This window comes from Sorangium sp. So ce1014 (genome assembly GCF_051521505.1).
In the GTDB taxonomy this organism is placed as follows: domain Bacteria; phylum Myxococcota_A; class Polyangia; order Polyangiales; family Polyangiaceae; genus Sorangium.
Genome location: NZ_CP150356.1, coordinates 12,343,958 through 12,366,120, shown reverse-complemented (window position 1 = coordinate 12,366,120; position 22,163 = coordinate 12,343,958). Strand labels below are relative to the sequence as shown.

18 protein-coding genes are annotated in these 22,163 nt (G+C 72.4%); 5 read left to right on the top strand and 13 right to left on the bottom strand.

Annotation, left to right across the window (positions count from 1 at the left end):
* Positions 1-79: 79 nt before the first annotated feature.
* From WME75_RS46555 to WME75_RS46520, 8 genes are all read right to left on the bottom strand, one after another.
* The gene (locus WME75_RS46555) at positions 80-721 is read right to left on the bottom strand and encodes an NAD(P)-dependent oxidoreductase (RefSeq protein WP_437484961.1); all 642 of its coding nucleotides are present in this window, start codon (positions 719-721) and stop codon (positions 80-82) included.
* 264 nt (positions 722-985) lie between these two features.
* A complete protein-coding gene (locus tag WME75_RS46550) occupies positions 986-1,759 on the bottom strand; it encodes an endonuclease/exonuclease/phosphatase family protein (RefSeq protein ID WP_437484959.1) in 774 nt (257 codons plus the stop codon).
* Between the two features lie 18 nt (positions 1,760-1,777).
* Positions 1,778-3,016, bottom strand: a complete 1,239-nt coding sequence (locus WME75_RS46545; RefSeq protein ID WP_437484957.1) for a phospholipase D-like domain-containing protein — start codon at positions 3,014-3,016, stop codon at positions 1,778-1,780.
* A 99-nt stretch (positions 3,017-3,115) separates the two neighbouring features.
* Positions 3,116-3,682, bottom strand: a complete 567-nt coding sequence (locus WME75_RS46540) for a cytochrome c maturation protein CcmE (protein WP_437484955.1) — start codon at positions 3,680-3,682, stop codon at positions 3,116-3,118.
* A 125-nt stretch (positions 3,683-3,807) separates the two neighbouring features.
* Positions 3,808-4,461 (bottom strand): hypothetical protein, encoded by a 654-nt coding sequence (locus WME75_RS46535; protein ID WP_437484954.1) that lies wholly within the window; start codon positions 4,459-4,461, stop codon positions 3,808-3,810.
* A 511-nt stretch (positions 4,462-4,972) separates the two neighbouring features.
* Positions 4,973-6,538 (bottom strand): RNA polymerase sigma factor, encoded by a 1,566-nt coding sequence (locus tag WME75_RS46530; RefSeq protein ID WP_437484952.1) that lies wholly within the window; start codon positions 6,536-6,538, stop codon positions 4,973-4,975.
* A gap of 106 nt (positions 6,539-6,644) precedes the next feature.
* Positions 6,645-7,181, bottom strand: a complete 537-nt coding sequence (locus WME75_RS46525; RefSeq protein WP_437484950.1) for an RNA polymerase sigma factor — start codon at positions 7,179-7,181, stop codon at positions 6,645-6,647.
* A gap of 400 nt (positions 7,182-7,581) precedes the next feature.
* The gene (locus tag WME75_RS46520) at positions 7,582-8,046 is read right to left on the bottom strand and encodes a hypothetical protein (protein ID WP_437484948.1); all 465 of its coding nucleotides are present in this window, start codon (positions 8,044-8,046) and stop codon (positions 7,582-7,584) included.
* An 832-nt stretch (positions 8,047-8,878) separates the two neighbouring features.
* On the opposite strand from WME75_RS46520, the gene WME75_RS46515 reads away from it, so the two are divergent.
* Complete coding sequence (locus WME75_RS46515) at positions 8,879-10,090, top strand: hypothetical protein (RefSeq protein ID WP_437484946.1); 1,212 nt, start codon at positions 8,879-8,881, stop codon at positions 10,088-10,090.
* A gap of 159 nt (positions 10,091-10,249) precedes the next feature.
* Here WME75_RS46515 and WME75_RS46510 read toward each other — a convergent pair whose 3' ends face one another.
* The 3 genes from WME75_RS46510 to WME75_RS46500 all read right to left on the bottom strand — a co-directional run bounded on the left by WME75_RS46510 (position 10,250) and on the right by WME75_RS46500 (position 12,556).
* Entirely contained in the window at positions 10,250-11,320 is a 1,071-nt protein-coding gene (locus tag WME75_RS46510; RefSeq protein WP_437484944.1) for a hypothetical protein, read from the bottom strand.
* Between the two features lie 266 nt (positions 11,321-11,586).
* Complete coding sequence (locus tag WME75_RS46505; protein ID WP_437484943.1) at positions 11,587-12,033, bottom strand: hypothetical protein; 447 nt, start codon at positions 12,031-12,033, stop codon at positions 11,587-11,589.
* Positions 12,034-12,265: 232 nt separating this feature from the next.
* Entirely contained in the window at positions 12,266-12,556 is a 291-nt protein-coding gene (locus WME75_RS46500; RefSeq protein ID WP_437484941.1) for a hypothetical protein, read from the bottom strand.
* A 148-nt stretch (positions 12,557-12,704) separates the two neighbouring features.
* On the opposite strand from WME75_RS46500, the gene WME75_RS46495 reads away from it, so the two are divergent.
* Entirely contained in the window at positions 12,705-13,490 is a 786-nt protein-coding gene (locus WME75_RS46495) for a right-handed parallel beta-helix repeat-containing protein (RefSeq protein ID WP_437484939.1), read from the top strand.
* 316 nt (positions 13,491-13,806) lie between these two features.
* Here WME75_RS46495 and WME75_RS46490 read toward each other — a convergent pair whose 3' ends face one another.
* Complete coding sequence (locus WME75_RS46490; protein WP_437484937.1) at positions 13,807-14,097, bottom strand: hypothetical protein; 291 nt, start codon at positions 14,095-14,097, stop codon at positions 13,807-13,809.
* Between the two features lie 544 nt (positions 14,098-14,641).
* Positions 14,642-15,415, bottom strand: a complete 774-nt coding sequence (locus tag WME75_RS46485) for a phosphoenolpyruvate--protein phosphotransferase (protein ID WP_437484936.1) — start codon at positions 15,413-15,415, stop codon at positions 14,642-14,644.
* Between the two features lie 516 nt (positions 15,416-15,931).
* Between WME75_RS46485 and WME75_RS46480 the strand changes: the two genes are divergently transcribed.
* The 3 genes from WME75_RS46480 to WME75_RS46470 all read left to right on the top strand — a co-directional run bounded on the left by WME75_RS46480 (position 15,932) and on the right by WME75_RS46470 (position 22,158).
* Positions 15,932-19,441: a hypothetical protein gene (locus WME75_RS46480; protein WP_437484934.1), complete on the top strand. Its 3,510-nt coding sequence runs from the start codon at positions 15,932-15,934 to the stop codon at positions 19,439-19,441.
* Positions 19,442-19,573: 132 nt separating this feature from the next.
* The gene (locus WME75_RS46475; RefSeq protein ID WP_437484932.1) at positions 19,574-20,737 is read left to right on the top strand and encodes an acyl-CoA dehydrogenase family protein; all 1,164 of its coding nucleotides are present in this window, start codon (positions 19,574-19,576) and stop codon (positions 20,735-20,737) included.
* A gap of 230 nt (positions 20,738-20,967) precedes the next feature.
* Positions 20,968-22,158 (top strand): glycosyltransferase, encoded by a 1,191-nt coding sequence (locus tag WME75_RS46470; protein WP_437484930.1) that lies wholly within the window; start codon positions 20,968-20,970, stop codon positions 22,156-22,158.
* The last annotated feature ends 5 nt before the right edge of the window (positions 22,159-22,163 follow it).

Below are 22,163 nucleotides of genomic sequence, written 5' to 3'. Positions count from 1 at the left end.
TTACACGCGCTCCGATGCGCCGCGGCCGGCAGCAGACCGAAGCCCCGCCGTTGCGTCAAGGGACAGCGCGCGCCGTGCCTCAGTACGTCACGACGACCCTCTTGCGCAGGTACTCGTCGCTGTCGATCTGGGAGAGCATGAAATGCGCCACGTCCTCGCGCGAGATCGTGGGGCCACCAAAGAAGTAGCCGCCGAGCGGCAGGTGGTCGACGCTGGCGCGGTACTCCTTGGTGAGCCGTCCATCCGTGAGCTTGGAGGGGCGCACGACGGTCCAGGTCACATCGCTCCGGCGGACGGCCTCTTCCATGCGCATCATGTCGGAATGCCGGTTGCGGCGCAGCGGCTTGACCAGGAGGCGGAACCAGAGCGCGCTCTGCTGCTCCTCGTCGATGCCCGCCGAGGTGACGGCGATCAGGCGGCGGACGCCGTGCTCCTTCATCGCGCCGAGGACATTGGAGATGCCCTCGGAGTAGACGCGCGTCGGACCCATGCCTCGCGCCCCGAGGGCGGAGAGGACGGCGTCGTGGCCGGGCACGGCGCGCGACACCTGCTCGGCATCCATGATGTCGCCCCGGAGCGCGCGCAGCCGCTCGTGGTGCGGGACAGGGAGGGTGGCCGGCGTGCGCGCGAAGGCGGAGACCTCGTGGCCAGCCTCCAGGGCCTGACGGACCAGCGCGGCGCCCGTGCCCCCGGTCGCCCCCAAGATCAGCAGTCTGCTCATGTGCCGCCAGCCTACTCGGTCTGCCGCGGCGGGTTCAACACGCGCGTCGTGACGCGCCGCAGAGGCGCGCTGTCGCTCACGCTCGCCGCGTGAGCGAATCCTGGGTGTGCTCACAAGACGACACTGGCAACCCCCGACTCACCGATACGAAGGCCCCCCGAACCTCGTTCTGCGTCGTGAAGCCGCAGGCGCGCCGCCGGGGGCGGTACGCCGGCCTCATCCATCGAGATCTGCCGGGGATCCGGGCGAGCGGCGCTCCGCCCGTCAGGCGCCGAGCCGCAGCCACGCGACAACGCCGTGGTGATCCGAGCCGGAGAACGGCGCCCGCTCGCAGCGCGTGATCGTCCACCCCTCCCCCGGTTGAACGAAGACATAATCGATGCGGCGCAGCGGCAGGCCCGCCGGCCAGGTGCCGCCGGCCTTGCCGGGGTGCGCCTGCGTCCAGGCGTCGAGCCAGCAGCCGTCTCCGGCGCTCGCCTGGAGATAACAGACCGCCTCCTCGCTCGGGAGCGCGTTGAAGTCGCCCATCAGCACGGCGCCGAGGCTCCCCGACTTCTCGCGCTCGCGCGCGGCGAAGCGGACGAGCTCGCGCACGGTGCGCGCCCGCGCGCGCTTCGACAGCGAGAGGTGGGTGACGAGCACGTCGATCACCGCGCCCGCGTGCCGGATCGCGGCGCGTAGGACCACGCGCTGGCTGTCGCGCTCGAACGGGTCCTCGCGATCGAGCGTGAGCGCCTCCAGGGAGTGATCGAGCACCTCGATGTCCTCCCTGCAGAGCAGCGCGACCCCCTCGCACTCGCCGCCCGCGGCGACCCGGCCGGGCGCGAACCAGGCCCTGTATCCGCCGGCGAGCCGCGCGAGCTCGCCGGCCTGGCCGAGCTCGCCGCTCGCGCCCGGCGCGTGCACCTCCTGGAGCCCGATGAGGCCGGGGCGCAGATCGCTGATGAGCCGGGCCAGCATCGTCCGGCGCCGCTCCCAGAGGGCGGCTCCCCCCCAGATGTTCTGGGTCAGAATGACGAGGTCGTGATCCTGGCTCAAATGCCTCCTCCTCGGGCGTCAATCCGGGGATGTCTTGACCAGCTTGTCGAGCAGGCTCAAGGCCCCGTGAGCGAGCCAGTCAGCGGCCTTGCCCTGGAGCGACCGCGCCGCGAGCGAGCCCCGGGTCACCGGCCGCGAGTCCGCCCTGTCCCTCGAGAACAGGTCCGCCACCTGCGCGACGAACGCCGGATCGAACACGAAGAGATTCACCTCGTTGACGGCGCTCAGGCTGCTCGGGTTCGCGTTGAACGTGCCTATCGTGCACCAGTCGTCGTCGACCAGCGCGAACTTCGAGTGCATGACGTCCCGCTGGTACTCGAAGAGCTTGAAGCCGCGATCGAGCCACGCGGCGTGCTCGGCGCGCGCGGCGCGCTGGATGATCGGCAGGTCGGTCTCGCCGGGGAGGAGGATCTGGACGTCGACGCCGCGCGAGGCGGCGTCGACGAGATCCTTGAGCATCCCGGCGGGCGGGAAGAAATAGGCGTTCTCGATCCAGACGCGCTCCCTCGAGCGCCGGATCGCCTCGCGGTAGCGGGAATAGACCCGGGCGTTGTCGTCCGGCGTGTCCGCGACGAGCTCGAGATCCGCGTACTTGCGCCCCGTCGCGAAGTCGCGCAGCCCCTCGGAGCCGCCGTCGGCCTCGCGCCAGCGCTGCTCGAAGAGGAAGGCGAAATCGTCGACGCAGGGGCCCTCGAGACGCATACAGACGTCGTGCCACCCCTTGCCTCCGCGCCGCGTGGGCAGCCACTCGTCTCCCCACGCGGCGCCGCCGGTGTAGGCGTTGTCGTCGATCACGATGACGCGCGAGTGGTCGCGCGGCAGGAGCCCGCCGCGGGCGAGCCCGGACGCCATCGGGCGGTAAGCGCGGACCTCGATGTCGCGGCGCCGGAGCTCGTCGAAGAACGGGGCGTCGGTCTCGTGGGAGCCGAGCGGATCGTAGAGGAGCCGCGTGCGCACGCCGCGCGCCGCGGCCCGCCCCATGATGTCCCCGAACGAGCTCCCGAGCAGATCGTCGCGGTAGATGTACGTCTCGATGTCGACGCGCCGCTCTGCGCGCTCGACGTCGCGGAAGATCGACCCCAGCACCGCCTCCATGTCGGGCAGCAGGGCGAGCGTGTGCTGCGCCGTCAGGATGGGGCCGATGGGATTCGACGCGCGGGCGCTGGCGGCGCCGCGGCCGGAGGGCGGCTCGCCCGGAACAGGCGAGCTGCGTCCGTCGCCGACGGGGCTCAGCAACCGGCGGTCACGGGGGATCATCGTCGCAGTGTGGAGGATGCGCGGGTGAAGGCGAGCGCTACCGGGTCTGCCAGGGCTGCGCCGCGCGCGGGCGCAGGGGCAGCGGACGGGCGCGTCCGCTCACTTGAGCGAGAGCGGCCCCTCGACGGCCGCGGCGCCGCCCTTCATCTCGTGCGAGTTGGGATCGTACTTCGAGGTGCACTTCGCCATCACGAGGCTCGCCTCGAAGTTGCCGTCCTGCTGGAGCGTGCCCTCGACGGTCACCTGGACGCCGCCGCTCGGAACATCGCGGAAGGTGTCGGGAATGACGCACTGGGCGTAGCGCACCGGCAGCGGCGCCTGCGTGCCGTGGATCTGGAAGCGGTACTCGCAGGGGGTGTCGCGCTTGGCCAGCGTGCCGGGCACGAGCTCGCCCTCGACGCGGACCTTGCGGCCGGCGAGCTTTTCCTTCGAGGCGAGCAGCTGATCGACCGGCGTCGCGTAGACGGCCGCTTCCTTGAAGCCGACGAGGAACAGGGAGACGAGCGCGCCCACCATGACGAGCAGCGTCGCGAGCAGGCCGAGGCTGCGCGACGCGCGCGGCTTGTTCGGCGGGCTCGCCGCGGCGGGCTTCACCACCGCGGGCGTGTCCTGCTGCTCCACCAGAGACAGCGCCTGAGCCAACTCTTCATCCAGCTTCTTGCTCATCGTGGGGACCCTTCAGGCACAGGCTAGCCCGCGCCCCCACAGGCTAGCCCGCGCCCCACGACCGGTCGAGCGCCACCTGCACGGCCCGAGCCCGGCCGGCGGCGCCCCCGCGGCGGTCGACAGCCCTACCGGACTTGTCCCTCGCGAGCGGACTCGACGAACTGGCGCGCCTGCTCGCGGAGGGTCGAGACGCTCGCGGCGTCGTCGGTCGTGAAGAGCACGCGGAGCCCGTCCGCCGCCTCGACGACCCTGCCGCGCGCGCCCATGCGGGCCATGTCGAACAGGCGGCAGCGCGTCACGAGGTCCTCCGACGGTTGCTGCCCCGCCTGGCGGAGCGCGCCGAGGTGCGCGTCGAGCCGGCGAGCGAGCATGTCGAGCGACGTCGCGCTGGCGCCGGGGCTCGGCGTCATCACGATCTGCACGCCGCCCGGGATATCCTCCGCGGTGACGCTCGTCGACGCCGAGATCTCCTCGCAGACCTCGTGCTCGTCCAGGCCGCCCGCGGCCCCGTGGTGCGTCCGGTCCTCCTCGGTGGGCTCGGTGGGGCGCCGACCGAGCTCGTCCCGGCGGGGCTCCGGCGCGCGCTCCGGCGCGGCGCCCGGCGGACGCTGATCGGCGGAGTACGGCTGCGGCTCGGCGGCGTAGGGCGCCTCGGACTCGAACGTTGGCGTCCTGCCGATCGGCTGGGCCGGCCGCCGCTCGCCGCCGCACCCGGAGGCGAGCGCGAGGAGCGCGACGGCGCCCAGAGTTACGTGCATGCGGTGAATCGACGCGTTCATGGAGGCCTCCTGGTGGGCTCTGGCGCAGGTCGGTTCCCCGCCCCGCGCGACATCGACCCGGGTTGAGCGGGCTGCGCGGGCCGGCGCCCGATCCGATCGGACGGGCTCCTGGGGTTTTCCCGGCCGGCCTGGATCGGGCGGCGAACGCCGGCTCGGCAATCCTGCTCGCGCGAGTCGCTCAGCGCTGCTGCGCTGCAGGTGCCGTGCCGGCTGGCGGGATCTCGAGGCGCGCATCCTGCCGGCGGGTACCGGCACCGCGCTGCACGCCCTGCCGCGCAGCGAGGCCACCACGCGGACGAGGACGACACCGGCGAGCGCTGCCGGAGCATGAGCTGCCGCGGCGGCCTCAAGCGCGGCCGGTCGGGCGGGCTGGAGCTGCCCGGTCGGGCTGCATGGAGGGATTGCTTGAGAAAAGGCCAGCTTAGCCCGCTCCAGGAAGAGATCCTCGCCGCCCTCTTCCGTCAAAGGCGGGCCAACGTCCGCCTTCGCCCGAGGCAGCGAGCCTGGGCCCTCATGGGCCGTTCATGGCCGCCTCGATGGCGGGGAGAAACATGGCGTCAGGGAACGCCGCGCGGAACCGCTCGGCTCGCGCGCCGGCGTCGGCGCGCCGCCCGGCCTGGACGAGGGCCTGGATGGCCAGCGCCTCGCGCTGCTGGGCTCTCGGGCTGCGCGGATAGTTCCGCTCATGCAGGGCCAGCACGTCGAGCGCCTCGGTCGCCTTTCCTTCGCTGAGCGCGAGGCCGGCGCTGCTGAGCAAGGCGCTCTCCTCGGTCGTGTCGTGCTCGCCGGGCGGAGCCGCCTTGCGGGAGGGGGCGCGTGACGGCGCCCCGACCGCCACGTCCACGGCCGCCGGGGGTCCAGCGTTCACGACGGCGTCGGCCGTGGCGAGCCCGCCCGCGGCGCGCTCGCCGCGCCCGATTGCGGCGCGCTCGGCTCGCTCGGGAGCGGCGCCTTCGACCTCGGCGCGGACGAACACCACCGGCGCCGCAGCAGGCGGGAGCGCGGCATAGAGCACGCCGGCGCCCACCCCGGCTCCCCCGAGGAACAGAGACGCACCTGCCTTGATGAGCCTGGATCGCGCGATCGAGATGACCGGCGGCGTGCACTTCTCCCCGGTGGCGCCGGCGGCCTCCACCGCGTTCCCGGGACGGCGCCGGTCGGGCGAGAAGGCAGCTGCATGGGGCTGTGCTGCCGGGCTCCCGGAGAGGCCGTCCGTGCCGCGGCCCAGCCCTCCGGTCGAGGCGAGCGACCGGTGGAGCCGCGCCCACAGCGGTCCGGCGAGCTCCTGCGAAAGGTCAGCCCGGATCCCGCCTGCATCGAGCAGCATGGGTCTGTCGGCCAGCGCGAACGGCGCCAGGGCGAAGCGCAGGCCACGAAGACCGAGCGCGTCCGGGTCCCGCGCGGAGAGCCGTTTGACCGCGGCCGTGAACTCGTTGCGGGCGCGTCTCAGCCGATCCCACGCGGTGTTCACGGGGATCTGGAGGGCCTGCGCGATATCGCGCATGTCGCTCCCCTCGAGGTCGTAGAGCACGAACACCGCTCGTCGTTCGCTCTCGATGCGCTGGATGAGCTCGCGGACGATACGCTGCGTCTCGGCCTGTGCGACCCGGCGCTCCGCGTCGAGCCCGGGGTCCGCGAGCTCGATGGGCTCGGCATCGTCGAGCGCGAGCAGCTCCCGCTGGTTCCGGGCGAGCTGCCGGTGGCGAAGGGCGACATGCGCGCTGATGCCCGCGACCCACGATTTGAGCGACAGGCGAGGATCGTGGTCCTTGAGGCGCCGGTGAACGACGAGAAACACCTCGTGAGCGACATCGTGAAGATCCCGAGACGCAACGCCGAGCCGCCAGAGCACCACGAGGACGTACGGGAACAAGGTCTGGTAGACCTCCTCGAACGAGGGCCGCGGGGACGCCCCGATGGCCGGCGCAGGATCCCGATCGGGTGCAGCAGCGGGCTCTGGGTCGGGCGCGGGCGTCATCTCCGCGGCGGGCGCAGGCGCCGCCTCCGGGGCGGGTGCAGGCGCAGGCGCCGGGTCGGACGCAGGCGAGGGCGCTGGGCGTGTTCGGGGCTCTTTCATGGATAGGTAGTCCGGCGAGACCGCCCGGATCGTTGCGAAATCGTACACCGGCGCGACACGACCGGCCGAGCGGGTACCGAGCGGAGGCCTCACCCCGGCGGCAGTGTCACAGAACGGCGCCCTCACTGAACGGCAGCCTCGGCGAGGCGAGCCTCTCGGCCAGCGCCCTCCTGGCACAACGCAGCCGGCTGGCGGCTGAATGGGGGTTCATGCCGCCCGCTCGTGCCCAGGCCACGAGGCTGAGGCGCCCGGCCGCCGCGAGGAGGACCTCGCGATGGCCCACGGAGAGCGCGGCGACCTCGCGGAGCGCGGCGCGGGCGAGGAGCTCGCCCTCGATCTCGACATGCGCCTGGCCGTCGAGCGCGAGGGGCGCGCCGCACAGGATCGCGCGGCGGACGTAGGCGCTCTCGCGGTAATGGGACACCTGGCGCCAAACGATGCCGTGCAGCCAGGCGCGCACCGCGTGGCGCGGGTGCCGCAGCGGGTCCGGGCGGTACCTGCATACTCGGATGGCTTCCCAGGCGCCGAGGAGCACCGTCTGGAGGAGATCCGCTCGGTCGCGGGCGGGAACGCGGAGGGAGCGGAGCAGGAGGGCGACGAACGGTCGCTCGGCCCAGAGGGCCTCGATCGACGGCGAGACCACCGGATGGAGCGCCTCGTTCGGCGCGCTGCGTGCGCGGCGGCGCGTCCGGGATCCCGGCGCATCGGAGGACAAGCGGCGGCCCTCCCGCCGGGGAGGGATCGGCAATGGGGTCTTCATCGGAGCGGTTTCCGGGACTGCCCTGCTTCTCGCTGAACAATCGACGGGCCCGCGTCATCTTGGGGCGCCGGAGCCGGCCTCCGTTCTGCGCGGCGAGCTCTTCGCCAACGCACACCCCCCGGCCGATGTCGACTACTGCGGACTCTCCTCGTCCTTCAAACCCAGAGTGGACACTCGATGCTCCCTTCCGCATGGCACCGTCCCACTCCACGGACGTGGGCCCGCTGCTTGCGTCGGTCGCACAAAAACCGAGACATCTGTGTGTTCATCGCCGGAGCTCCCGTTAGGTGCAGCTACGAGGGTGGAACTCCTGATTGAGAGCGCGCGCGCAGAACGCGGCTTTCTGCGCCGCGCGCTGCCAGTCCGGTCCGAACAGAGACCCCATGGATCGAAGAGCGAGCGGGCCGAGCTCGGGCGACCGCTCACCGCCCGAGAGCGCAGCGGAACCCAGTTCGCGGAGTCGCCGCATCCGCTCGATGTCTTCCGCGGTGATGGCCGTAGGCCCGTGCAGGCGACCGCGCATCTGCTCCACCATCGCCCCCTCGGCGGCGGTCAGGGTGTTTTCCCACGCCACGGGATCCACCTGGAGCTCGGCGTCGCCGCGCTCGATCGCGTCGGCGAGGATGCGGATGTAGCCGGCGGCGTAGACCGTGGTCATGGTTGCCCAATCGAGCAGATCCTCGTCCTCTTCGCTGAGCAGAGGCTCTTCGTCGTCGTCGTTGGTGAGGGGCTGATCCGGGTGAGGCATGCCCGGAGTCTAGTTCAGTCTCACGATGCGGAAAGGTGCGGCGGCGTCACCTCGTCCGAGGACGGTCTGGAGCGCGATAAGAGAAGGTCACCGCGCACCAGACCGCGCCTGGCTCCCCTCGTCTGCTGATGGGGGCGCACGGCCAGGCGGACTCCTGGCGCCGCACCTCGCTCGGTCCGCTCGCCCCTCGTGCGGGGCAGGCGGGGCAGACACCCTGGCATGACGTTCGCGCTGTAACTCCCGCGCAACGCTCACCGTTGCGCCGGAGGTGGCTCCGCGCAGCAGGATCGCCCCGGCCGTGGCTGCCCTCCTGGGAGCGCCAGCTTGCGGGGTGGCGGACGAAGCGAGTGATCCAGATCGGAGCGACGTGGAAGACGTCGAGCGGCGCGCTGCGTGCGCGGCGGCGCGTCCGGGATCCGGGCGTATCGGAGGATAGGCGGCGGCCCTCCCGCCGGGGCGGGTTCGGCAACGGGGTCTTCATCGGAGCGGTTTCCGGAACGGCCCCGCTTCTCGCTGCAAAATCGGCCTGTGCGCGTCCCGTCGGACGCCAGAGCGCTCGTTCCGGCGGCAGCCTGGAGGACGGGCGCACGACGCGGACAGCTCGGCTCCCTCATGAGGGGCAACGCGGGCGGTCGCCTGGCGAAAGATGAGAAAGATATCTCGCTCTTGGTAATGCGATCGAATCGGAGGTGGTCTGCCCCGGGTTTGGTCTGGCGGCGCCCTGAGGTTCCCTGGTAACGTGGCCGCACTTACCTCGGCGCGCCCTCGACAGCGCCGCAGTTCATGAGGAGAGGCGATGGCAACGCGGGCGCGACGTTGGCGGCGTGGGATCGTGGCGGTTTGCTGTGCGAGCACGCTCGGGCTCGGGATCGGGGTCGCGTCCGGTGGATGCGGGACGCCGACCTCGTACGTGTGCCCGTATGATGAGGACCAGGGACCCAAGGGAACGCCTTGTGAGGTGCTCGAGCCCCCCGACGCCGGCGGAGCTGGCGGGTGCGGCGATGGCGGCGGTGGCGGCGATGACTGCGCGGCCGAGGACGACAAGGACGTCGCCATCGCGCCCGATTTCGGCGACCTGATCCCGGCGGCAGAGGTCTGCGCAGGGCAGTGCGTACCGAAGGAGCCGCTCGGGTGGTCCGAGCCGGCGCTGCTCTGGATCGGCTCCCCCGACGGCGTGCCGAGTTGCCCTGCGACCGCGCCGATCGTCGGCTACGAGGGCTACGCGGATTTCGCGGATCCGGCCCCGCACCAGTGCCCCGCGTGCGCGTGCGATCCGCCGGAGGCGACGTGCGAGGTGCCCGCGGAATGGAATGCCTACGCCAGCTTCCCTTGCGGCGGCCCCGAGGCTCCGGCGATCTCGTTCGCTGCCCCGGATGGCTGGGACGGGACCTGCACCTCGGCGAACGCCGTCGAGGCCGGGCGGAGCTGCGATGGCACCCCGTGCGTGCAGTCGCTCGCGATCCAGGCGCCTCGCGTCGTTTCCGCAGGTTGCGCACCGAGGGTCGCGGAGGCGCCGGAGAACCCCGACGAGCCCGCCAACGCTGGGAGCTTCACGCTCGTCGCCCGGGCGTGTACCGGAAACGCGTCCCCCCCGTGCGCGGATCCGGGCATGACCTGCACGCCGGCACCGCCGATCGGCGACGCCGCGCCGCCGGAGGGGTTTCTCACGTGCATCCACCACGAGGGAGAGCAGGACTGCCCCGCCATGTACCCGGACCGGCACGTCTTCTTCGCCGGCGTCAAGGACACACGCGCCTGCGCGCCTTGCGGCTGCACCGAGCCCACCGGAGCGACCTGCAGCGTCCTGGCCTCCGCGTTCAGAGACGAAGGGTGCTCGCAGCTCGTCGTGGCGGGTGTGGTGGGCACTGGCGACGCACCGTTCTGCGGTACCATCACGCCAGGCACGGCGCTCGGAAGCAAGTCGGTGAGCGTCGTGAACCTCGATCCCGGACAATGCGAACCGTTCGGCGGCGAACCGGTCGGCAGCATCGCGCCGACCGCGGCGGCGACGTTCTGCTGTCACCGCAGTTCTATACCGGCCTGAGCCAGCGGCTCGTTCCGGGCGCAGCAGCGGCCTCGCCAGTGGGGGTGGCAGGCCGTGAGGGGCGCGCCCGCGACCCCCGTGTGCTGCACGCGCTCGCAACCGCCTCATGGGAATAGCTCCCTCGGGCGCGTCCGATGCTTCGCGAAATCGCACGGAGGTTCAGAAGAAAGCGACCAGACGGAGCGCCAATGCCTCCGAGACGGGCGCCGCCTTCCACCCTGCTCCATGGAGCAAACGATAGGACGGCCGGACTGTGTTGATCGAGAGGTCGCCCGTGAGCTGCGCTGCGAGGCGGGCCGAAAGCGGCACCTCAAGCCCCGCACGAAGCCCGAGCGCTGCGTAGGGCAGCGCGCGCTCCCTGCCGGTGCTCTCCCGGGCGTGCCACACCCCGCCTGCCGTGGCGACGGCGCAGCCGAAGAACCAGTCCGCGTGACCGCAGGGAACGAGCGAGCCGCTCAGCGCCGAGATGGTCCAGCCGCGGTAGGGCTCGCCGTCGATCGGAAGATCCCCGCGGGCCTCCAGCGAGAGCGAGAACCTCTCCCAGCGAGCGCCGGCGAACCCCGAGAACCCGACCGCCACCGACGGCGCCACGCCGGCGCCGAGCAGCACCCCGGCGCCCAGCTGCAGCCGCGGGCGATCCGGCGGCGGCCTCGGGCGCGGAACGGGTCGGGCCGGCGCAGCGACCGGGTGGGGCGGCTTCGAGGCCGGCGCCCTGGGCGGCGGGTCCGGCGAGACGGGTGGAGCGGCGTCCCCCGGCGCCGACGGGGGCTGCGGCCCTGAGGGCGGCGAGGTGGAAGCGCTCCCCGGTGCAGGCCGTGGTGGCAGCAACGGGCGCATGACGACGCTGAGGGAGAGGCCGATGTCCTCCACGAGCACGCCACAGATCGGGCTCGAGAGCTCCTGGCGGCCGAGCTCCCGGCCATCGCGGTCATGAAGCGCGATCTCTCCCTGGAACGCCGGCCCCTTGCGCTGGATGACCACCTCGACGTGCCACGCGCCGTCGGGCACGAACGGGTCGACCCCGCCGAGCTGGCTCGCGACGATCCCCCGGAGGCTCGGCTCCTCGGGGCACCCCTCGGTGCCAGGCCCCCGCGTGTAGGACAGGCGCGCGCCGCGCGGCGCGACCTGCGCGAGCGCCACGGGCGCCGCCAGGAAGAGCGATGCGGCGAGCGGCAGCGCGGCGCGTTTCGTCCTCCGGATCCGGCGGCGGAGGAGGAGCGGGCCGGACATGAGCGGAACTCCCTCCTCCGTCATCCGTCGTCATCCGTCGCCATCCATACTATTTCCGGGAAGGTCCCCCGGATTGTTGAGAAATCGTGCGCCGGAGCCGAAAAAGAATGCAGGAGGTTGACCGCCGACATCTCCCCCCAACCTGAGAGATATGTCACCTGGGATTGGGACTGCGGCGGTGTCGCGAGGTGACCGGCGAACGGCGTCGTCCTCGCGCGATGAATGGGAGGCCCGGTCGCCTGTCGGCGGGCATGCGAGGAGCAGCGCTATCCGATCGGCTCAGGCTCGGGCTCGGCCTCGGCCCTCTTCCTGGCGCTGGCGGCGCGGGCCCGCTGTTCGGCGCGCCGCTCTTCTTCCGCCGCGTCCTCGTACGGCGAGAGCAGCCGGTCGCGCAGGAGCGCGTGCGTCTCGTCCTTGTCGTCGTCGTACTCGGCATGGACCCGGACCAGGAGCGTGCCGTAGGCCTCGTGCCACGCCTCGACCGCCTTGACGGCCGGATCCGCGGCCTTCGCCTCGGTGACGCCGAGCTTCTTGCCGTACAGCTCCGTCCAGCGCTGCAGGCGGCCTACCTCCGCCGAGAGGCCGAGGCGCTCGACCGCCGCCTTCACGTCCTTGCCGTCGAGCGCCTTGATCATCGCGCTCATGCGCACCCACTGCTGGGAGTAGACGAGACGGATGAAGTCGGTGCCCGACGACAGCACCTCCGAGCGCACCAGCAGCGCATCGCGACGGCGCGCCGCCTCGTCATCCGTCAGCGGCAGGAGCGGCTAGGACGAGCAAGGCCCATCCCGCGCCGCCACCCGCCCGCCGGCGACCTCCGCACCCGCGTCGAGGGACCGCCCCGGCGGCGCTCCCCGCCCCCTCGCGCACGAACCGGACCACGCGGGCACACGTTGGCCCTCGCGTGGCATCCCGTCGCACCGTGCTCCTGCGCCCGCTCGCGCCCTACGCCGCCTCGAGCTCCGCTGGGTCGCGCGCCCGCGCGATGGGAGGCGCCTCGGTGGGCAGCTTGAGGGCCATGAGGATGGCGGTGATGACCTCGGGCTGCGTGATGTCGCCGATCACACGCCGGCGCCCGCCGCATGGACACGCGAGCACATCTTCCAAGTAGACGCGTTTCAGAAGCGACGCCCAGTCGATACGGGCGAACACGGGCCGCACCACGCCGTCGCCGAGGCTCGTCGCGGCGGCTCGCGGCCCTTCGGGTGGCGCCTCGGAGCGCGCGGCGCTCGGCACACCGCTCGGCTTAATCCTGCGCTCCGCATAGGGGCGGCCATGCAACCGCGGCAGGATGCATGTCTCGAGCGTCGAAATACTGCTCCACGATTTGTTTTGTGGCGTACTAGTGCTCCACTGCTGGCCGCCTTACAGCAGGAGACAAGACGTGAAAACGATGAAGATGGTTTCGCTGGTCGTTGCGAGTGCAATTTTCTTGCCCAGCTCGGCCCTGGCCGATGATGGCGCGATCCCGATCGACGCGGCTTGTGCGGCGGTCGGATGCGGCGCCGGCGACGCGCCCGGGTTTCCCGTGACACTCACAACCCCGGGCAGCTATGTTCTGAGCTCGGACCTCGTCGTGCCCTCCGGACAGACCGGCGTCACGTTGATCGCTGGTTCATCCCTCGACCTGAACGGTTTCGCGATCCGTGGGCCGGTTGTCTGCACCGGCGAACCCGTGACCAGCTGCTCGGGCACGCTGACTGGCGTCGGGCTGAATCTTGGAAGCAGGGGCCGGGCCTACGGAGGCCGAATCGAGGGCTTCGGCAGCCACGGCGTCTCGACCGGCGCTGACGCGCGCCTCTACGATCTCATCGTCGCGCAGAACGGGGGCCACGGGGTGGTGCTATCAACCAACGCCTCTATCGAGCGGAGCACGATCGTCCGCAACCTCTTGAGCGGGGTGAGGGGCACCTCGGGTGGCGGGGATGTCGAGGTCTCGCGCTCGACCATTCGGGGAAACGGCCAGTACGGCCTTGACATAAGCTCAGGCCTCGTGCTCCAGAATCGGGTAATAAGCAACGGTTTTGAGGGCCTTGTATCTAATTCGGGCGACAGCAACGCGTCCTATGCGCTGAACTTCTTCAATCGCAACAACGGATCCGGAGCGGAGGTGACTGGAGGCCTCGCCATTGGCTGCAACACAATGAACTCTACGGCGGTCTGTCCCTGATGGCCGACGTGGCGTTCCTGGCTGGAACCCACACGCCCTGTCAAGCGACAGTAACTTCTGACCCCCTTACGACAGTAAAACTGCCCCCCCTCCCGCGCTCCTGGATCACCTGGCCGGCGCGGCGTTCCCGCCGAGCGTCTAGGACGAGCAAGGTCCATCCCGCGCCGCCACCCGCCCACCGGCGACCTCCGCACCCGCGTCGAGGGACCGCCCCGGCGGCGCTCCCCGCCCCCTCGCGCACGAACCGGACCACGCGGGCACACGTTGGCCCTCGCGTGGCATCCCGTCGCACCGTGCTCCTGCGCCCGCTCGCGCCCTACGCCGCCTCGAGCTCCGCTGGGTCGCGCGCCCGCGCGATGGGAGGCGCCTCGGTGGGCAGCTTGAGGGCCGTGAGCATGGCGGTGATGACCTCGGGCTGCGTGATGTCGCCGATCACACACCGGCGCCCGCCGCATGGACACGCGAGCACATCTTCCAAATAGACGCGTTTCAGAAGCGACGCCCAGTCGATACGGGCGAACACGGGCCGCACCACGCCGTCGCCGAGGCTCGTCGCGGCGGCGCGCGGCCCTTGGGGTGGCACCTCGGAGCGCGCGGCGCTCGGCACACCGCTCGTCTCCGCCAGAATGGTCGGCGCGGCGCGCTCCTTCTTCTTCTTCGATCGCTTCTTCGTTGTCGAACGGGCTGGCTCGCGACGATCTGCCGGAGGCTCGGCTCCTCGGGGCACCCCGCGGTGCCAGGCCCCCGCGTGTAGGACAGGCGCGCGCCGCGCGGCGCGACCTGCGCGAGCGCCACGGGCGCCGCCAGGAAGAGCGATGCGGCGAGCGACAGCGCGGCGCGTTTCATCCTCCGGATCCGGTGGCGGAGGAGGAGCGGGCCGGACATGAGCGGAGCTCCCTCCTCCGTCATCCGTCGTCATCCGTCGCCATCCATACTATTTCCGGGAAGGTCCCCCGGATTGTTGAGAAATCGTGCGCCGGAGCCGAAAAAGAATGCACGAGGTTGACCGCCGACATTTCCCCCGAACCTGAGAGAGATGTCACCTGGGATTGGGACTGCGGCGGTGTCGCGAGGTGACCGGCGAACGGCGTCGTCCTCGCGCGATGAAGGGGAGGCCCGGTCGCCTGCCGGCGGGCATGCGAGGAGCAGCGCTATCCGATCGGCTCAGGCTCGGCCTCGGCCCTCTTCCTGGCGCTGGCGGCGCGGGCGCGCTGTTCGGCGCGCCGCTCTTCTTCCGCCGCGTCCTCGTACGGCGAGAGCAGCCGGTCGCGGAGGAGCGCGTGTGTCTCGTCCTTGTCGTCGTCGTACTCGGCATGGACCCGGACCAGGAGCGTGCCGTAGGCCTCGTGCCACACCTCGATCGCCTTGACGGCCGGATCCGCGGCCTTCGCCTCGGTGACGCCGAGCTTCTTGCCGTACAGCTCCGTCCAGCGCTGCAGGCGGCCTACCTCGGCCGAGAGGCCGAGGCGCTCGACCGCCGCCTTCACGTCCTTGCCGTCGAGCGCCTTGATCATCGCGCTCATGCGCACCCACTGCTGGGAGTAGACGAGACGGATGAAGTCGGTGCCCGACGACAGCACCTCCGAGCGCACCAGCAGCGCGTCGCGACGGCGCGCCGCCTCGTCATCCGTCAGCGGCAGGATGGCGTCGTGATCGAACACGCGCTCGATGCTGGCGAGCTGGCTGCTGAACCCTCCGATGCACCGGTCGGTGCCGCGATCGATCTCCACCATCGTGGCGTCGATGCTCCCGAGCGCCTCGAGGGCCTCGGTGGACACAATGACGAACTGGACCGCTGCGTCGACCTTGGCAGCGAGCTTGATCTTCTTCGATTTCAAGGCCTCCCGGTGAGCGGCGAGCTTGGTACCTGCAATGATGCACCCGCTCGGCGTGAGCCGGCGGGCGAGAAATGCGGCTTTTCCCATAAGATCCGACTACCAAGCTCGCAATGACCCGGCAAGGCGGCAGCACGCTTTCCACGCGCCGCCGGGTGGTGGGGGCATTTGCCCAGAGAGATGTCGCATGAAGGCGGGAAGATCATTGATGATTTTCTTCCCGTCTTCCCGCCTTCATGTTCAAATGACCCCACTACCCGCCGCCGCACGCCGGCCGGCGTCCCCCCACGCCCCGCCGCACGCCGGCCGGCGTCCCCCCACGCCCCGCCGCACGCCGGCCGGCGTCCCCCCACGCCCCGCCGCACGCCGGCCGGCGTCCCCCCACGCCCCGCCGCACGCCGGCCGGCGTCCCCCACGCGCCGCCGCAGCCTCGAGACAGCGAGATCGTCGTCGTTCCTCCCCGATTCCACGCCTCCCGTTATGATTTTCCTCGGGTTTCTGCCTGCTCGCCTCTAGGCTCGGCCGCCGCCCCGAGCGGCCGAGCCGCGAGAGAGGCCGAGCGTGCGAAGGATGCGACGTCCCCGATCCCCCCTCTCCCTCCGATCCGTGATCCCTGCCCTGCTCGTGCCGCTCGCCTGCGGCGCGGGGGCGTGCTCCGGCGGCGTTCTGCGGGACTCGACCGCACAGACCGGCGCCGCGGTGCACGCGCCCGGCAGCAGCCCGGCCCCGGCCCCGGAAAGCGCGCCCGCGACCGGCGCTCCCGCGACCGCCCTCGCGAGCTCGGCTCCCCCGGGCCGCACGCCGGTCGGCGCACCCGAGGTCGAGCCCCTCCCGTTCCTCATCGAGCCGTCGCTCGACGGCCGCTCGGTGCTGTTCCTCTCGAAGGCGTCGTCGGACCGGTCCGGCTGGGTCCGGCGCCTCGACGCCGCGACCGGCGAGCTCGGGCCGCCGCTCCCGCTCGTCGACGAGGACCTCGCCGGCGCCCTCTCCTCGCCCGGCGGGAGCACCACGCTGCTCACCTCGAAGGACGGCGAGATCTGCGCGACGGCGTTCCTCCCCGGCGAGACCTCGGCCGCGTCCCGCTCGTGCGCGAGAGCCCGCGCGCACGCGGCGGCGGCCGTGGGCGAGCGCGTCGCGCTGATCGAGCTCGAGATCGCCGATCCCGCGAAGCGCGACAGGGGCACCGCGAAGGCGCAGCGCGCGGCGCGCCAGCGCCCCGCCCCGGCGAAGACCGCCCGCAAGGCGCCGGCCCGCAAGACGCCCGCGGCGAGCCGACCCGAAAAGACGACCGGCGCGCGCGGCGCGGCGGTCGCGAAGAAGAAGCGCGGCGCGGATCGAGGGCGCGAAGGCCGGCCCAGGAAGGACCCCCGCGCGGCGCCCCGGCCGAAGCGGCCGGACCCGCTGCCCGAGGTCGAGGTGCGGGTCCGCTGGATCTCGCCGGCCGGCGGGATCGCGGCCACGTCGTCGCCCACCGGGCTCCGGTTCCGGCCGCCGCTCGACGGCATGGGGCTCATCGACGCCGGCGGGAGGCCGGGCGCGCTCGATCTGCTCTACTACGCGGCGAGCGCGAAGAAGACGAGCACGTCATGGCTCGGGAGCGCGCAGATCGCCTTCGCGTCGCTCGGAGAGGACGGCAAGCTCGACCCGAGCCGGCGCGCCGTCGTGGCCGAGGGGGATCTCGACTACGGCACGCTGCGCGGCCACCTGGATCCGCGCCTCGTGACGGCAAGCGCGGGCGCCGTGGTCGTCGACGTCACCGGCCGCAACGGGGCCTGCCAGGCGACGCGCGTCGCGCCCTCGCTCCAGCGGCTCCCCGCCGGCGCCGCGCCCAGGGCGGTCTGCGCCGTGGATCCGGCGCGCCTCGCCGACGCGACCCCGCTCGCGCCGGCCGAGATCGACGCGCTCGCGCGCATCGCCGCGAGCGGCGCCCGGCGCGCCACAGGGCAGCCGGCGTACGACCCGGGGCTCGCCGCGTGGGCGGGAGATCGCGCCTACTTCCAGACGACCTCCGGCGAGCTCTTCTCGGCGTCGCGCGCCGACGGGCAGCCGCGCCGCGAGCCGGACCCGTTCCCGGCGCGGCGCGCGCGCATCGCGTGGGGCGCGCTCGCGACCGACGGCGAGGGGCTCGCCTTCGCCGCGGGGCAGCTCCACCGGCTCGACCCGCGCGGGCCGATCTCGGCGGCGACGGCGCCGGACGGGATCGGCGCCGCGCCGCCGGGGGGCGCGCCGGGCACGCCGGTCGGCGAGCCGGAGCGCCCCGCCGACAGGCGGCGCGCCGCGCGCATCGGAGCGTCCTGGTGGCTCGCGAGGACCGACGTCGTGCGGCTCGTGCCCGAGCCCTTCGTGGTGCCCGCGCTGCGGGGGCGCGCCCACGAGGGCGGCACGGCGCTCGTCGGCGGGCGCGAGCGGGGGCTCTTTCTCGAGGTGCTCGGCGATCGGCTCCAGATCACCGGCATCGACGCCTCGGGCGCGCTCGCCGGGCCGGGCGCGCTCGCGCCGGCGGCGCCCCACGCCGCCGCCGCAGGCCCCGCGGCGCCCCACGCCGCCGCCGCAGGCCCCGCGGCGCCCACCGTCGCGATCGCGTCGCCGGTGCGCGCGGGGTTCGACGCGTGCGAGCGCCGGGGCGGCGGGGCCCTCGTCGCCGGCGTGAGCGCCGCGGATCCGCGCAGGGTCGTGGCGCTCTCGATCGACGCGCTCGGCCGGCCCGGCGCGGCGCGCGAGACGTCGCTGCCGCTCGCCGAGGGCGACCTCGCGGTGCGGCTCGTCGCCCTGCCCGAGGGGGGCGCGCTGCTCAGCGACGCGGCCCGGCGCCACGTGGTCTGGCTGGACGACGACGGCGCGGAGCTCGCGTCGCAGCCGTGGCCGGAGGACGACACCGGCGCGCTCTGCGTCGACGGGCAGCCGGCGCGGCGCGCGGTCCCGGCGCCTTCGCCGGGCGCCTTCGTGACCGTGCCGGAGCTCGCCGCCCCCGGCGCCTGCGTGGTGGGCGACGTCGTCTGGGCCGCCGACGGCAGCCTGCGGTGGTTCGGGAGCGCGGTGAACGGCCTCGACGCGCAGGCCGAGGCGGGCGTCGCGCGCCCCGCGCTGCCCGAGAGCGCGGTCGCGGCGGTGCGCCCGGCCGCGGGAGAGCCGACAGAGGCGCCCGCCCCCGCGCTGCCGGCCGCGCCCGCGTGCCCCGCGGACATGGTCGCCATCGAGGGCGGCCGCTTCTGCATCGATCGCTTCGAGGCGATGCTCGTCGACGGCGCCACGGGACAGGCGCTCTCGCCCGACTACCCGTCGACCCCGAACCTCCTCGAGCTCACGCTCGCCGAGTGGTCGACCGGCCGGCGGCGGATCGGCGACGTCCACGCCCGCGCCTTCCCGCTGCCCCTGCTCCCCGGCTGGCAGCGCGGCCGGACGATCGCCGCCCTGGCCCGCTCCCGGTCCGGGGCGCGGCCGAGCGGCTACGCGACCGGCCTCGTCGCCGAGAGCTCCTGCGCCGCCGCGGGCAAGCGGCTCTGCTCGGTCGAGGAGTTCGTCACGGCGTGCCGCGGCGAGGACGACACCCTGTACCCGTACGGCGACACGTTCGAGGAGGGCGCGTGCAATGTCTTCCGGCCAGCGCACCCCGCCTCCCTGCTCCATGGCAACGCGTCGATCGGCCACCTGGACCCCCGGCTGAACCGCGTGCGCAGCGCCCGAGAGCCCCTGCTGCGCGAGACGGGCGGGAGCCCCCGGTGCAGGAGCCGCTGGGGCAGCGACGCGGTCTACGATCTCGTGGGCAACCTCGATGAGTGGGTGGACGAGCCGGGCGGCGCGTTCGCCGGCGGCTTCTACGCGCGCTCGACCCGGTCCGGCTGCGAGGCGCTCATCACGGCCCACCCGAGGAGCTACCTCGATTACTCGACCGGCGTCCGCTGCTGCCAGGACGGGCCCGCGCCGGCGGCGACAGAGAGGGAGTCGCCGCCGCCGGCGCCCGCGGCGCCCGCCGGCTCAGCGCCGCGGCCGCGCGGGCATCTGCCGGAGCAACCCGGTCACGGCGAACGCGGCGGAGATCACCAGGAGCACGTGGATCCAGTCGTTCATGGGCCGCACGGCGAGCACGGCGAGCAGCCAGATCATCAGCGACACTAGGGCCACGCCCCAGAGCACCATATCGGTCCAGTGTTTCATTCGGCCCCTTTCGAGAGGGTTCGTCCAGGGATGAAGCGAATCGCGTGCCACGCCGTCGCGGGTGCGCGCTTCCACGTGCTACGTTGGGCGGCGATGAGCGCGTCCTCCTCCACCATGGAAAGCGATCTGGAAAACCCGACGGAAGAGCACCGGATGCTGCGGCAAATGGTGCGGGATTTCGCCCGTGAGGTCGTCGAGCCGCAGGCCGACGAGCACGACCGGAGCGCGACCCTCAACATCCCCCTGATGCAGCGGCTGGGCGAGCTCGGCCTGCTCGGCGTGACGGTGCCCTCGGAGTACGGGGGCGCGGGCATGGACGCGGTCGCCGCCGTGATCGTCCACCACGAGCTCGCAAAGAGCGACCCCGGGTTCACGCTCGCGTATCTCGCCCACGCGATGCTGTTCGTGAACAACTTCTTCCACGCCGGCAACGACGAGCAGCGCGCGCGGTACCTGCCGAAGGTGCTCTCCGGCGAGTGGATCGGCGCGATGGGCATGACCGAGCCCACGAGCGGGACAGACGTGCTCGGCATGAAGACGTTCGCCCGGCGCGACGGGGATCGGTTCATCCTGAAAGGGCGCAAGGCGCTCATCACGAACGCCCCCGAAGCCCGGATCTTCCTGGTCTATGCGACCATCGAGGGCAGGGTCACGACCTTCGTGGTGGAGCGCGAGTTCCCCGGGTTCTCGACGGACGAGAAGACGCCGAAGATGGGAATGCGCGCCAGCACGATGAGCGAGCTCATCTTCGATGACTGCGTGGTGCCCGCCCGGAACGTCCTGGGCCAGGAGGGGGGCGGGATCCGCAACATGATGAGGAACCTGGAGCTGGAGCGCCTCACCCTGGCCGCCATGAGCCTCGGAATCGCGGATCGCTGCATGGACATCATGATCCAGTACGCAGGAGAGCGGAGGAGCTTTGGCAAGCCCATCGCCGAGCACGGGCAGATCCAGCGCTACATCGCGGAGAGCTACGCCAAGACCGAGGCGGCGCGCGCCCTCATCTACTCGGTGGCCCGCGGCGTCAGCCCCGACCGGAGAAACCGCCTCGGGACGGACGCGGCGAAGCTCTTCGCGGCGCCGGTGGGCAAGGAGGTGGCCGACAACGCCATGCAGGTGCTCGGCGGCTGGGGCTACTGCACCGAGTACAAGGTGGAGCGGTTCTTCCGCGACGCGAAGCTGCTCGAGATCGGCGGCGGTACGCTCGAGTCCCATCAAAAGAACATCACGCGAGAGCTGATCGGCCGCATGGGCTGACGCTGCCCGGCCGCACGGCCCCGCTCGCCACGGCCCGGCGCGCGTGGGTCGGCGACGGTCCCTCCGGTGAAGGGCGACGTCGCCGGGGGATCCGCGGCGTGTCGTGGGGAGTCGCTCCCAGGCGGCAGGGGGCGCGGTGAGGTCCTGTCACGCCCCGGTCGCGAAAAGGCAGCGCTGGATTTGCGGTCCGGCCATCGAGGCGCCACGCGCCTCGGTCAGCATCGCCATCCATGGATTGGGGAGCTCTGGCGACGGTCGCGCCGACGGCGCTGTCATCCACCCTCTACGCGACGCTTCAGGCCTCCTTCCTCTGGAGGATCGGCCGGCGTCGGCTCGAGGCGCCGCGCGGCGCGCCGCGGCCGCTCGCGGCGACCCCGGTCGTCAGCGTCCTCAAGCCTGTCGCCGGCGTCGATGACGAGCTCGCCGGCAACCTCGAGTCCTTCGCTCACCTCGATTACCCCTGTTACGAGCTCGTCTTCGGCGTCGCCTCCCGTGAAGACCCGGCGGTGCCGGTGATCCAGGCCTTCATCGCGGCGCACCCCGAGGTGAGGGCGCGGCTCTGCCTGACGGATCCGAGCGAGGCGTTGAACCCGAAGGTGGCGCAGCTCCTCGAGCTCGCGCGCAGGGCCGAGGGCAGCGTCCTCGTCATCTCGGACGCGAACGTGCGTGTCCGCCCGGACTACCTCCATGCGCTGCTGTCGAGCTTGATGCGGCCCGGCGTGGGGCTCGTCTCGAGCCTGGTCGTGGGCACGGGGGAGCGCACGCTCGGCGCGGTGGTCGAGAACGCGCAGCTCGGGGCGTTCATCGCGCCCGGAGTCGTCGCCGCCGCCGAGCTCGCGGGGCGGTCGATCAGCGTGGGCAAGTCGATGGCGATGCGGCGGATCGATCTCGAGCGGGTGGGCGGGTTCGAGAGCGTGGCCAGCGTGCTGGCGGAGGACGACGTGCTCGGGCAGCGCTTCAGCGCGCGCGGGTTCGTTGTCGACCTCTGCCTGGATCCGGTCGAGAACCGCAATACGAGCGGCTCGCTCATGCGCACGCTGGATCGGCACACCCGCTGGGCGAAGATGCGGCGCGCGCTCGTTCCTCGCTGCTTCGCGGCGGAGCCGTTCAGCTCGCCGCTGCTCATCGCCTGGCTGACATTGCTCCTCAGCCCGACGCGCTTCGCCCTGGAAATCTGGCTGTTCGCCTGGGCGCTGCAGAGCCTGGGGAGTTTCCTGGCCCTGAGGGCGCTGCGGCCGGCGCGCTTCAACCTGACGCTTGTGGCGGCGGAGCCGCTGCGGACGCTGTGCTGGTTCTTCTGCTGGCTGAACGCCTGCTCGAGCCGGCGGGTCGCCTGGCGAGGCAACGCGTTCTACCTCGGGGCCGGGTCGACGCTGGTGGCCGCGGAGGAGCCCGTCTCCGTACGATCGCCGGCCAGATAGAGGAT